Origin of the sequence: Vibrio cholerae (assembly GCF_008369605.1) — a bacterium.
Classification (GTDB): domain Bacteria; phylum Pseudomonadota; class Gammaproteobacteria; order Enterobacterales; family Vibrionaceae; genus Vibrio; species Vibrio cholerae.
Map to the genome: position 1 here is coordinate 663619 of NZ_CP043556.1, position 12694 is coordinate 676312.

General features: G+C 46.9%; 9 protein-coding genes. 5 read left to right on the forward strand and 4 right to left on the reverse strand.

From position 1 onward, the window contains the following. Positions 1 to 54 precede the first annotated feature (54 nt). Positions 55 to 1443, forward strand: coding sequence for an SLC13 family permease (locus F0316_RS17065; RefSeq protein ID WP_001081270.1), 1389 nt, complete (start codon positions 55 to 57; stop codon positions 1441 to 1443). 95 nt (positions 1444 to 1538) lie between these two features. Here F0316_RS17065 and F0316_RS17070 read toward each other — a convergent pair whose 3' ends face one another. Continuing rightward, positions 1539 to 2174, reverse strand: coding sequence for a DUF2057 domain-containing protein (locus F0316_RS17070; RefSeq protein WP_000803889.1), 636 nt, complete (start codon positions 2172 to 2174; stop codon positions 1539 to 1541). A gap of 431 nt (positions 2175 to 2605) precedes the next feature. Between F0316_RS17070 and F0316_RS17075 the strand changes: the two genes are divergently transcribed. The 3 genes from F0316_RS17075 (at position 2606) to F0316_RS17090 (ending at position 7106) form a co-directional block, all read left to right on the forward strand. Beyond that, positions 2606 to 5152: a glycosyl hydrolase family 18 protein gene (locus F0316_RS17075; protein WP_001894571.1), complete on the forward strand. Its 2547-nt coding sequence runs from the start codon at positions 2606 to 2608 to the stop codon at positions 5150 to 5152. 376 nt (positions 5153 to 5528) lie between these two features. Continuing rightward, the gene (locus F0316_RS17085; protein WP_001006058.1) at positions 5529 to 6263 is read left to right on the forward strand and encodes an IclR family transcriptional regulator; all 735 of its coding nucleotides are present in this window, start codon (positions 5529 to 5531) and stop codon (positions 6261 to 6263) included. Between the two features lie 6 nt (positions 6264 to 6269). Beyond that, the gene (locus tag F0316_RS17090; protein ID WP_001915231.1) at positions 6270 to 7106 is read left to right on the forward strand and encodes an arginase family protein; all 837 of its coding nucleotides are present in this window, start codon (positions 6270 to 6272) and stop codon (positions 7104 to 7106) included. Positions 7107 to 7226: 120 nt separating this feature from the next. Here the strand turns inward: F0316_RS17090 and F0316_RS17095 are convergent, their stop codons facing one another. Continuing rightward, a complete protein-coding gene (locus F0316_RS17095) occupies positions 7227 to 8792 on the reverse strand; it encodes a methyl-accepting chemotaxis protein (protein WP_000777296.1) in 1566 nt (521 codons plus the stop codon). Between the two features lie 97 nt (positions 8793 to 8889). Continuing rightward, positions 8890 to 9450: a hypothetical protein gene (locus F0316_RS17100; RefSeq protein ID WP_000549603.1), complete on the reverse strand. Its 561-nt coding sequence runs from the start codon at positions 9448 to 9450 to the stop codon at positions 8890 to 8892. Positions 9451 to 9858: 408 nt separating this feature from the next. Between F0316_RS17100 and F0316_RS17105 the strand changes: the two genes are divergently transcribed. Beyond that, positions 9859 to 11733: a PhoX family protein gene (locus F0316_RS17105; RefSeq protein ID WP_000265857.1), complete on the forward strand. Its 1875-nt coding sequence runs from the start codon at positions 9859 to 9861 to the stop codon at positions 11731 to 11733. 59 nt (positions 11734 to 11792) lie between these two features. On the opposite strand, the gene F0316_RS17110 is transcribed toward F0316_RS17105, so the two are convergent. Continuing rightward, positions 11793 to 12623 carry an HDOD domain-containing protein gene (locus F0316_RS17110; protein WP_000240501.1) on the reverse strand — a complete coding sequence of 277 codons (831 nt, stop codon included), beginning with the start codon at positions 12621 to 12623 and terminating at the stop codon, positions 11793 to 11795. Positions 12624 to 12694 lie beyond the last annotated feature (71 nt).

Genomic DNA, 12694 nt, shown 5'->3' on the forward strand with positions numbered 1-12694 from the left:
TTTAAATCTGTGGGATCATGGCGTCGCCTAAAGGCCCTCATAAGGAAAATAATAATGAACAGAAACGATAGTGTCCCTTTGCCCACCAATACCCGAGAATGGTTCCTTCATCGTAACAGCCTGATTGTTTTGGCGGATGTTGCACTCTTTCTCGCGCTCTACCATTTTCTCCCCTTTGAACACAATGTGGTGCTGGGGATCAGTATGCTCGCCTTCATTGCGGTGCTTTGGTTAACCGAAGCGCTGCACGTGACGGTCACCGCGATTCTTGTCCCCGTGATGGCGGTTTTTTTCGGTATTTTCGAAACCCAAGCGGCGCTGAATAACTTTGCCAACTCGATCATTTTCCTATTTTTAGGTGGTTTTGCACTGGCAGCAGCCATGCACCATCAAGGACTGGATAAAGTGATTGCCGATAAAGTCCTCGCAATGGCGCAAGGCAAAATGAGTGTGGCGGTGTTTATGCTGTTTGGTGTGACCGCGCTGCTCTCGATGTGGATCAGTAATACCGCCACAGCCGCCATGATGTTGCCTCTCGTGTTGGGGGTATTAAGTAAAGTCGATGCAGATAAACAACGCAGCACTTACGTGTTTGTTCTGTTGGGCGTCGCTTACAGCGCAAGTATTGGCGGTATCGCGACTTTGGTTGGTAGTCCTCCGAATGCGATTGCGGCGGCTGAGGTCGGCCTCTCGTTTACTGACTGGATGAAGTTTGGTTTACCGACGGCGATGATGATGTTGCCAATGGCGATTGCAATCCTTTATTTCCTGTTAAAGCCGACTCTCAATGGCACGTTTGAATTGGACCGTGCTCCGGTCAATTGGGACAAAGGTAAAGTCGTTACCCTTGGCATCTTTGGTTTAACCGTATTTTTATGGATTTTCAGTAGCCCAATTAACGCTGCACTGGGTGGTTTCAAAAGCTTTGATACGCTGGTGGCGCTAGGAGCGATTTTAATGCTCAGCTTTGCACGTGTTGTGCATTGGAAAGAGATCCAGAAAACCGCTGATTGGGGTGTATTGCTGCTGTTTGGTGGCGGCCTGTGTTTGAGTAACGTGCTGAAACAGACCGGAACCAGTGTATTTTTAGCCAACGCTCTGAGCGATATGGTTTCCCATATGGGGATCTTCGTGGTGATTCTAGTCGTGGCGACCTTTGTGGTGTTTTTAACTGAGTTTGCGAGTAACACCGCTAGTGCGGCTCTGCTGATCCCTGTTTTTGCCACCGTAGCAGAAGCGTTTGGCATGTCGCCAGTGCTCTTGTCGGTATTGATTGCGGTTGCGGCCTCTTGCGCCTTTATGCTCCCAGTGGCAACCCCGCCGAATGCTATTGTGTTTGCCTCCGGTCATATCAAGCAGAGCGAGATGATGCGTGTTGGGCTTTATCTCAATATTGCGTGTATTGGACTGCTCACCGCGATTGCGATGCTGTTTTGGCAGTAAGTCATTGTTTATGGAGCGATAAAAAACGAGGCCCTTGAGGCCTCGTTTAGTTTTGTATTCCGCTTTGCGTAGAGCAATCAGCAGAAAAAAAGTATTTATTGTTGATTAACAAAGGCTTTAAAGCGAGCTTTGGTCTCAGCATCCGCTTTGTTGTACCAAAAGTGCAGCATCTCTTCGGCTGCAGCCATGGCCGTCGCATTGGAAATCTCTTGCTGAGCGATAGGCTGAACCGCCATTGAGCTGGTTAAGGCCGCCACACCCCCTTTCTTATTATATTCAGCGGTTTCAAACTCAAAGTTACGCCCAATCTGCATGCCTTCTTTGATAAGACGATCTTGGCGCAATTCTACAGCTTTACCTTGTTGATCAAGTAGTTGCCACTGCATGGTTTTGATGGCTTTGGTCGCCTGAGGAGCATCTCGATACTTAGGCATATCAAAACGGAGTTCTTGGTTGGCAGCGTCAAAAGTTGCAATCACCACTTCACTATCGATGATGATGCGATCATTGCCTTGACTGAAATAAGGCGAGTAACGAAAGACAATTTGCTGTTCACCATCCTCTAATTCTAGCTTTTTCGTGGCGTCAAAAAAGCCGCCTGAGAGTTTAGGGCTACTGCCATTTACGACCAATAGATCAATCGTATCTGGGATCTCCATAGTGACTTTGGCACTTGCTGAAGCAGCAAAACAGAGGGCAAGCAAACAAGTCAGACGCTGCATAGGTTTCATTTTTCAATCCTTTTTGTGTATTTCGTTCTGTGACGAGCGCTGCAAAGGGTGCGCTTTTGATAGCGAAAAGGCAAGGTTTGACTCTCACAAAGTGAAGCAAATTCACTGAAACTTAACAGAAAAATGGAGTTGGATGCATTTCGTACAATATAAGGTAAATGTGCTGCTAATTAGCAGGCTGATAGCGTAAATCAATCCATAATGCCAATTTGTTTTGTCAAAATTCTGAATTCTTGACTCAAGATTGCTTAATTTCTGCAACTCCTCGCGGGTTTCGGAAAATTAGCGACTTGTGACTCGAAAAGTGATTAATTTTTTTTCGCAAATAAAAAAGTCTCTCTGATACTGACGTTCGAGGCTGTCATGGATTTCATGCGTAGATTGGCAGCTTGTGTAAAAAGTGAAACATCTAAGGAAGAGAGATAAAACTTATGAATCGAATGACTTTGTGCGCCGCAAGTATCGCTTGTGCTTTAGCGAGTACCGCGATGGCAGCACCCTCGGCTCCTAGTGTTGACGTGTATGGGTCGAACAATCTGCAATTTTCGAAAATTGAACTCGCGATGGAAACCACCGCAGGTTACAACCAAATGGTTAAATACCATGAGGAAGCACCGATCACGCTCAAGTTTAATCAATGGAGTGGCGTGACAGGAAATACCTACAAGATCTATTTTGATGGGGTTGAAGTTGCCACCGGTCCAATCAGTGGTAGCCAAACTACCGCCCAGTTTACTTATCCTAAGGGTGGTGTTTATCAATTGGTGATTGAAGCGTGTGATGCCACTGGTTGTACTAAGAGTGCACCAAGCGAAATCACTATTGCGGATACCGATGGTTCACACCTCAAGCCATTGAAAATGAACGTTGACCCTAACAATAAGTCTTACACCATCCCACAAAATACGGTGGTTGGGACTTATTTTGTTGAGTGGAGTATTTATGATCGTAAGTTTACGGTGGATAACATCCCAGGGCAGAACCTAACGCATATTTTGTATGGTTTTATTCCGATCTGTGGTCCAAACGAATCGTTGAAATCGGTTGGCGGTAACAGTTTTAACGCTCTGCAAACTGCGTGTAAAGGTGTGCCAGATTTTGAAGTGGTCATTCACGATCCATGGGCTGCTTATCAAAAGAGTTTCCCTCAAGCGGGTCATCAGTACAGTTCACCGATCAAAGGTAACTACGCCATGTTGATGGCGCTGAAAAAAACGTATCCTGATCTGAAAATCATCCCATCGATCGGTGGCTGGACACTCTCTGATCCCTTCTTCAGCTTTACCGATAAAGCGAAGCGCGATGTGTTTGTCGCTTCTGTGAAACGTTTCCTGAAAACATGGAAATTCTACGATGGCGTGGATATTGACTGGGAATACCCGGGCGGCGGCGGCCAAGCGGCTGATCTTGGCGATCCGGTAAAAGATGGTCCAGCTTACGTAGCTTTGATGGCAGAGCTGCGCGCTATGCTTGATGAGCTTGAAGCGGAAACGGGTCGTAAGTATGAACTGACGTCGGCTATCGGTGTTGGTCATGACAAGATTGAAGATGTGAACTACGGCCAAGCCGTTCAGTACATGGATTATATCTTCGCAATGACTTATGACTTCTACGGCGGCTGGAATAACGTACTGGGCCACCAAACGGCGCTGTACTGTGGTTCATTTATGCGCCCTGGCCAATGTGACGGTAAAGGCGTGGATGAAAATGGCGAGCCGTACAAAGGCCCAGCTTACACGACCGATAACGGTATTCAACTGCTGCTCGCCCAAGGTGTTCCACCGAGCAAGCTGGTAGTGGGTGCGGCTATGTATGGCCGTGGTTGGGAAGGTGTGACGCCGGCTTCACTGAAAGATCCTAACGACCCAATGACCGGCGTTGGTAATGGCAAGTTGAAAGGCACGACAGCACAAGGTGTTTGGGAAGCGGGTGTCATTGACTATAAAGGCGTTAAAAACTTCATGCTAGGTGCCAATAAAACTGGCGTGAATGGTTTTGAATATGGCTACGATGAGCAAGCGGAAGCACCTTGGGTTTGGAACCGTACTACAGGTCAGCTCGTCACTTTTGATGATGATCGCTCTGTGAAAGCAAAAGGGGCTTACGTACGTAACCTTGGCTTAGCGGGTCTGTTCTCATGGGAAATCGATGCAGACAATGGTGACATCCTGAATGCAATGCATGAAGGTTTAGCGGGTGGCACAACGACACCGCCAGTAAACAAAGCACCGGTTGCGAATGCTGGAGCGGACATCACGGTTACGGGGCCAGCCGCCGTATCTTTGGATGGCAGCGCTTCAAAAGACAGTGATGGAAGTATTGCAAGTTACTTGTGGGAGCAAACCGCAGGTCCTGCTGTGACCTTGACTGGGGCAAACAGTGCTAAAGCGAGTTTTAACGCTGCAGAAGTGACTGAGAAGCAGACGTTTACTTTCAAACTGACTGTGACAGACAACAAAGGTGCTACGGCAACCGATACTGTGGTGGTCACCGTCAATCCGAAGTCCACCACACCTGTGAACACGGCACCTGTTGCGGCAGTTTCTGCTCCTGCATCAGTCAAAGCCGGAGCAACAGTGGTGGTCGATGCTTCCGCGTCGAGTGATGCTGACCAAGATCCGCTGAGTTTTACTTGGGATCTGCCTGTCGGCATTAACGCCACCGTGCAAGGAGCCAAAGTGACGTTTGTCGCCGGTGAGTATAGCCAAGACACCAGCTTAAGCTTCACGGTGACAGTCAGTGATGGTAAAGCGACCAGCACAGCTTCTGCTTCAGTATTGGTTGAGAAAAAAGTTGGCGGTGGTGATGCGTGTACTAACTTGTGGAATGCCGATGCCATTTATACTGGTGGTCAGCAAGTGACTTGGGCAGGTAAGACGTGGGAAGCCAAATGGTGGACCCGCGGAGAAGATCCAAGTAAGTCAGGCCAGTGGGGTGTGTGGAAAGACCTCGGTGCCGCGAGTTGTTCTACTCATTAATCGGCAGCATCTGAGTTGGCCTCAGACGTAACGATTCTCAACAGATAAGAGAGGCTCTGCATAGGCAGAGCCTCTTTCTATTGGTGTATTCTCGCCATACATTCGTCGTAAAGGGAATGGCCATTCTCTTGGTGGATAAGGGAATAGCGTGATGCGACCCTTTCCCCAAAATACAAACAGTGGCAAAGCAAAAGGGGCGTCGCTGCGTTGAACAGGCTTTGTTTTTGGACTGAGTCAGCCTTATTTTTCTGGTTAATTTGCTCAATTTCTCTCTCATTCTCACTCATTGGGAATGCAATCCTTTAATTCTTCTCTATTTCTCGATATACAAGAATCAAGATTTGAGGTGCCCACCATTAAAGGCTAAAAAGCACACATGAACGAAACAAAGATTTCAGCAAACCAAGTTAATGAAAAATCACTGCAATTGCTGATGCAAGTCGCAGTAAACCCAGAACCTGTCTCTGCAAAAGGACTCAGTGAACAACTGCAAGTACCGCTCAGTAGCCTGTATCGACATTTGAAGCTGCTGAAAGAGTGGAACTTGATTGAAGAGAGTCCGCACGACAAAACCTTGATCATCGGTCCGGCGGCATTGCTGCTGATGAGAAGTTACGAAACCAGCCAACATAACCTCGATGCGGTTGAAGCTGTGTTAAGTCGTCTACAAAAACAGACTGGGGAAATGGCCGCGTATATGGTGCCTGTCGGTTATCGAGCCCTATGCGTTAGCCAAAGAGAAAGTATGCAGGCGCTTCGATGCAGCTTCGTCCAGGGTCAAAGTCAACCACTGCTTCGAGGTGCCTCATCTAAAGTAATGTTGGCGTACATGCCTGCAGCTCGTTGTGAAAAGATCCTGCGTTATTTTGGCGAAGATCCGACGTTAGACAAGTGGCAGAGCGAGTTTGAAAAAATACGTCGTCATGGATATGCCGTGAGTACCTCTGAAATTGATCCCGGTGTTTCGGGGATCAGTGCTCCGGTGATGAAAGGGAGTAAGTTGATTGGTGCAATTTCGGTGATGGCTCCAGCCCACCGAGTCGAAAGCAACAAGCAACGGATAATTTTACATGTATTGCAAGCCGCACGGGCGTTGCCACCAGAAAGGTAATTGATCATGCTTAGCTTATTCAAACGCTACCGTTTACATCGTACATCCAGTCATCCAACGTCTACGTTTGGCTTTATGACCGTGTGTCAGCGCGTAAAGCCGATGTCGCTGGTAGAGTTTGAGTTTGCGCAGCAAAGCTTGGATGTCGCTTCAGATTGGTTGTATCAGCAGCAATCTACGCCGAAATACGCCGATGCCAGTCATTATGTGTTGGATGGCCAAACTCAGGCTAAATACCAACAAGCCTTGAATCAATCCGTGGCGTTGGGAGTTATTCCTGTTGCCTTTGCTAACTGCCATGAAATTCTCTTGCACAGTTTGCCTGCGTTAACGCAAGACGGCGCCAGTGTAGGAATGGTGCATATCGGACATGGCTTTGAACTTAAGCAAACACTGGATCTGCAAGTGGGTAGCGCTTTTCACTTTGCTTTATCGCGCTTTGCACAAGCTAAGCTGTTTTGTATTGGGATTGATACAGAGCATACCCACGCGCAGACTTTAGAGTATGCCGAGGATCTGGGGTGTGATTGGGTCAGTCATGAAGAGTGCGGTTTTTTAAATCGCACTCAACTCAAAGCCCAACTGAGTGGTTATATCGAACACTGTGAGCAGTTGGTGATCAATATTGACCTTGCTTCTTTAGTCCCTGGGAACGGTTTGGAAACCCATAAGGTTCTGGACAATCAAGTGGTATTACGTGTCCTGCGACAAATGATACTGTCTGGCAAAGTTCGTTACATCCAGTTGGTCGGCGCAAAAGATAAGCTAATTTACTCAAAGCAGGCCAAAGAAATTGTCGATGAACTGATAAATTTGGCTCCACACTTGGTGCATGCAGCATAGCGCTTTCTTCTTGGCGTGATTGATGCGTTCAACCGAATCATAGAGTGTATCTAAGTTCGTAGGGATGAACTCACTTCCCGCCTACCAGTAACCCCAAGTCGTTGGTTTATAACACTCATCTTAATGTGAAAGTTGCTTGAGGTTACTGCGGGTCTGGCTTGCGGAGCGGAGTAGCTCTTTACTGTGCTCACTTATCGTTGCGCTATCCGTTAATAGTTCACGGGCATGGTTGTCCAACAAACGCAGTTGATCGAGCAGTTGTTCAACTAAACGATTCTGCTGCTCGCTATCATGCACTGCATTTTGGTTGGTGCTATTGGCTTGATTAACATCGATAATCGCTTTATCGACCAAATTTGAACCGCTTTCAATCGCCGCTACGCAATTTCTCGCCGCTACCAAGCTCTCTTCCATGTAACCAATCAGGTTTCTTGAGTAACCCGAGAGTTGAGTTAATAGCGTTTCAACTTGATTGGTTGAAGCGGACGTTTTTTCAGCCAAGTGGCGCACCTCATCGGCTACGACGGCAAAACCGCGGCCATTTTCTCCTGCTCTGGCGGCCTCAATGGCGGCATTCAGTGCCAAAAGGTTGGTTTGCTCGGCGATACTGCGGATCATTTGTAAGATATCGGTCACTTTTTCGACTTGTGTATTCAATTCTGTCGCGGTTTTTGTGGTGATTTCCGCTTTTTCGACCAGTTGTTGATTTTGGGTTTGCGCCTCGCGGAGCTGAGCTTTGCTGTCTTCACTGCTGGTGACAGCCTGTTTTAAAGACTCGGAGGCGGCATAAATACTCTCTGTCACCGCTTTGATGCTGTCTTGGCTTTGATGACCGATAGCGACTGAATTGGAAATTTCACTCTGTTGATTATGTATGTTGTGCTCTAAACGACCAATTTGTTGCTCAACTTTGTGGCTGACATCCGTGACTTCCACGATTCGGTCTTTGATAGGTGCAAAGGTGCTTTCCACTTTTGCGATAAAATCATCAATGGCATTAGCCAGTTGACCGAGCTCATTGTCCTTACGAAAGTTGATTCGTGAGCTTAGGTCACAATTACCGCTTGCCAGAGCATGACAAAGCACCTTTAAATCATTTAAAGGTGCGATCAATGTACGTTGTAATAGCCAGTAAATGGCTATTAAGGTCACTAAGAGAAAGCCAATACTGAGCATAAACGCTTGATTGCGTAATTGTGATGCGACTTGTTGAACTTGATCGAACCCCCATTCTGTAACGAGATAGCCGACTAAATCTGCATTTTTCCCAGCTTTGAGCGGCACGATAATTAGGAGCCCTTCATGGCCATCGGTATTTTTGCGAACAGCTTGATCGGACGGTGGTTGAGTTACCCATTGATTCAGGCTGGTGGCCGTATCGCTAGTATTTTTGGCGTTATACAGCACTTGCCCCTTGGCGTTGAAGGTATACACATTTTTGAGTTGAACTGGATTTGCGTTGAGTTCAATGGCCACCCGCTCCGAAATTGCGCTGGTTTTATTAAAACGAACGGCAGTCGCAATATTATCAGCCAGAGAAAGTGACGTTTTCTCGAAAGTTTCAGCACTGATGGTGTTCATCTCTTTTACGCTTTTCGTCCAAGTCAAATAAGTCAGGGACAACAGCGCAAGGGTGCAAAGAATAGAAACACTCAGCAAAAGAATACGACTAATGCTTAACTTCATAAGCTCACCTAACCAATGTGTATGAGTCTTATCCCTTATCGAGTTGAAGTCGCAGTGAGATTGTCTGCTACTTCAAGCTTGGGATTTCGGTGGAGTATTACAATGCGTCAACATTAATGCCGACTGTGATAGCACCAATAGCTTCGCCTGAACTGGGATCTACCACGGTATAACTCACTTGAGCTTGAAATACCTGTGTGGATTCATCCTCTTCAATGTCACTGATATCAAATGCTCCAACGCCTTTTGAGTAGGTGTTTTGCCATTTAGCTTCATCACCCTGCCAATAGTCAGAGGTGACTTCGCTCTGCGCAACATTCAGGCCTTTATTATCCATCACAAATACTTCGGTAATCTTGCCGTTACTGGCGTTTTGAATCTCCATCAGCTTTTGTGAGGCTGGCGTATTCAATACGGACTGGATCATTGGGGTGTCACTTTGACCCACCTCAGCACGCCACTGTTTATCCAATTGGTCAATTTCACTTTGTGTGAGGTTAGCATTTTTCGCATTTTGTAGTTTTATTGCTTCGATAATCAGCGGATCGGCAGAGATTTGCTTTAATTCAGTTTGAACGTATTGAGTGAGCTCGGCTTGGTAGTCGTTGGCCATAACCGGAAGGCTAGCAAGAATGAAGAGTGCCAGAGATTTGTGCATAAAAACTCCTTATCTACTTGATGCATAGTGCCAAGTAGGGTGGTGGTATTAAAAAAGGTTCTCTACCTCTACATGACATGAATCGGCCGTGGAATACACGTTTCTCGTCGTATTAAAGTGATCCCGTGCAGAGCCCAGATCTCACTTACCACCGGCCAGTAAACTCAAGTCGTTTCGGTATCCAACCAGTTGATTAAAGAGCGACAGCTAGAGAAAAAGTAGTACAAGTTATTAGAGTGTGCCTAGTGAGATAGTTAAAAAGTTGCATAACTCTTTAGTCTCGTTCTTTGTATTGTCATGTTTTAGCAACAGAAATTTCACCGAGCAGTCATCTTGGGCAGCTACTCTTGCGCAACATCTAATTAACCTGAATTCTCAGGATATAAACATAAAGTCAAGGAGCCCCCAATGTGGAAGCGTGATGAGCAAGAATCCCAGTTTAGTGAAATGATTGAAGCGCAACTGTCTAGACGCCATTTTTTGGCGGGCAGTGCGGCAGTGAGTGCCGGCGCGTTTTTAGCCTTAAATCCGGTTGCGAGTGCGGTGGCTGCGCCAGCCACATCAAACCTACTGAATTTCTCAGCAATCCCTGTGTCAACAGAAGATAAAGTGATTGTGCCTAAAGGCTATAAAGCCACTCCACTCATGTCTTGGGGCGATCCTATTTTTGCGAATGCGCCAGAATTTGACCAAAGCGGCAAGCAAGACTCAAAAGCACAAGAGAAACAGTTTGGCGATAATACGGATGGCATGAGCTTTTTCCCGATCAGCGAAGATCGCGGTGTGCTCGCGATCAACAATGAATACACCAATTACGAGTATCTGTTTGATCATCAAGGTAAAGCGATGACGGCGGATGACGTACGTAAAGCGCAAGCGGCAGTCGGTGTCACCATCGTTGAAGTGGTACGTAAAAATGGTCAGTGGATGGTAGACCGTCAAGGTGAACGTAACCGTCGGATCACCGCTTATACACCAATGATGATGACCGGTCCTGCTGCAGGCCATGATCTGCTGAAAACGGCTGAAGATCCTAGCGGATTAAAAGTGCTGGGTACTTTCAATAACTGTGCGAATGGTGAAACTCCTTGGGGCACTTACCTCACTTGTGAAGAAAACTTCGATGATTTCTTTGGTGCGGACCAAGAAGGCAGTGTCGATGCTGACCAGAAGCGTTACGGAATTGCTGCTGAACCTAGTGATTACCAATGGCATAAGCACGATGCGCGTTTCGACATAACCAAGAACCCTAAAGAGCCAAACCGCTTTGGTTGGGTTGTGGAAATTGATCCGCATAATCCGAACTCTACACCACTGAAACGTACCGCTCTTGGTCGTTTTAAACATGAAAATGCGGCACTGGTGATTAATAATGATGGCCATGTGGTAGTTTATCTTGGTGATGATGAACGCGGCGAACATCTGTATAAATTCGTTTCCAAGCATCGCTACCAAGCCGGTAATGATCAGCAAAACCGTAATCTGCTGGAAGAGGGCACCTTGTATGTCGCTAAGTTCGATATCAATGAAAACGAACTGAAAGGCAGCGGACGCTGGATGGAGCTGAGCTTTGGCAAGAATGGCCTCACTCCTGAAAACGGATTTAAAGATCAAGCCGAAGTGCTGATTTTTGCTCGTCGTGCGGCGACCCAAGTGGGCGCAACGACCATGGATCGACCAGAATGGGTGGCCGTGCATCCTGATAAAAAGCATGTGTTCTGTACGCTCACCAACAACAAAAACCGTGGCAAAGAAGGTCAACCTGTTGGTGGCCCTAACCCACGCGAGAAGAATAACTACGGGCAGATCGTTCGTTGGATGCCAGCGCAGGGTGATCACACCAGTGATGTGTTCGCTTGGGACCTCTACTTAATTGCAGGTAATCCAACCGTTCACAAAGGCACCCTGTACGCAGGTAGCGAAAACATTTCGGCTGACAATATGTTTAACAGCCCTGATGGGATTGGTTTTGACGCTGCAGGTCGCTTGTGGATCCAAACCGATGGTAACTACTCTAACCAAGGTGATTTTGCTGGACAGGGGAATAACCAAATGCTGTGTGGTGACCCAATCACAGGTGAAGTGAAACGCTTCTTAACTGGCCCTATCGCGTGTGAGATCACGGGATTAACCTTCAGCCCTGATCACAAAACCATGTTTGTTGGTGTTCAGCACCCGGGTGAAGAGGCTGCTCCATCGCATTTCCCTTACGGTGGTACAAGCAAACCTCGTTCAACCATCATGATGATCACTCGTGAAGACGGCGGTGTCATCGGCGCATAAAGCGTTATCAATTGCCCTTTTCATCCCAAGAAGAACCAGCCTCTTCTTGGGATGTTTTTTTAGGCCGCCATCATCTGTGTGGCCAACTCCTTTCCATTGCCGCGTACCCGATCAATGGTGGATTGAAAGGCAGCAGAAATGCTGAGTAAACGCGAGTCAGGATGGTCAGCAAGGTAGATCGATTTCTCTTTGCTTTCCGTGAGCTTATCCCAACTGAAGTTAATATCGCGGGCAAAGTGAATCGCCACCGCCAGTTTGGGGGAGATTTCGGCTTCACGGGGTTCATCAAAATGTTTAATGGCATCAACCATTTCCGAAGGGAATTTCCACTCTTTTGCCAACATCGCACCAATGCGAGGCGCTGAAATACCTAAGACCTCTTCTTGAGCGCTGAGCGGATCCATGCCTTGGGCGATTTTCTGTTGGATCAGTGAGGCCTCGGTGGGCATCAAAGTATGAATCATGAGTTCGCCAATGTTATGCAGCACGCCAGTGGTAAACGTTTCTGACTTATCCAAACCGACTTGTTCGGCAATCTTGCTGGCAATTAACGCTGTTTCAAAGGTATTGGTCCAGTAATCATTCAGATCGAGAGTTTCAATTTTTGGAAAAGTACTGGAGAGGACGGAAGCAACAACAAGAGTACGAACCGACTCAATGCCGACTCGGATGATCGCATCGTTTACGGTAGCGATATGTCCGTTACCACCAAAATAAGCAGAATTAGCCATGCGGAGCAAACGCGCTGTCAGGATTTGATCCAGCGTGATTTTTTTGCTGAGCTGATGAAAATCCACATCAGGCTGATTGGCCATATCCAGCAATTCTTGCAGAACTTTAGACAGTCTTGGTAGCTCATTTAAACGGTTGAGCATTGTGTTTTTCACCATGTTCATTCTCCTTATCTGGTGACTAATCCAAACTATAGGCAAAGCTTTTTCTACTATCCAACCTAGGAATG

Bases quoted from the DNA above. Each gene is read 5' to 3' on its own strand.
- F0316_RS17065 (WP_001081270.1), top strand. From the start codon at position 55: ATGAACAGAAACGATAGTGTCCCTTTGCCCACCAATACCCGAGAATGG.
- F0316_RS17070 (WP_000803889.1), bottom strand. From the start codon at position 2,174: ATGAAACCTATGCAGCGTCTGACTTGTTTGCTTGCCCTCTGTTTTGCT.
- F0316_RS17075 (WP_001894571.1), top strand. From the start codon at position 2,606: ATGAATCGAATGACTTTGTGCGCCGCAAGTATCGCTTGTGCTTTAGCG.
- F0316_RS17085 (WP_001006058.1), top strand. From the start codon at position 5,529: ATGAACGAAACAAAGATTTCAGCAAACCAAGTTAATGAAAAATCACTG.
- F0316_RS17090 (WP_001915231.1), top strand. From the start codon at position 6,270: ATGCTTAGCTTATTCAAACGCTACCGTTTACATCGTACATCCAGTCAT.
- F0316_RS17095 (WP_000777296.1), bottom strand. From the start codon at position 8,792: ATGAAGTTAAGCATTAGTCGTATTCTTTTGCTGAGTGTTTCTATTCTT.
- F0316_RS17100 (WP_000549603.1), bottom strand. From the start codon at position 9,450: ATGCACAAATCTCTGGCACTCTTCATTCTTGCTAGCCTTCCGGTTATG.
- F0316_RS17105 (WP_000265857.1), top strand. From the start codon at position 9,859: ATGTGGAAGCGTGATGAGCAAGAATCCCAGTTTAGTGAAATGATTGAA.
- F0316_RS17110 (WP_000240501.1), bottom strand. From the start codon at position 12,623: ATGGTGAAAAACACAATGCTCAACCGTTTAAATGAGCTACCAAGACTG.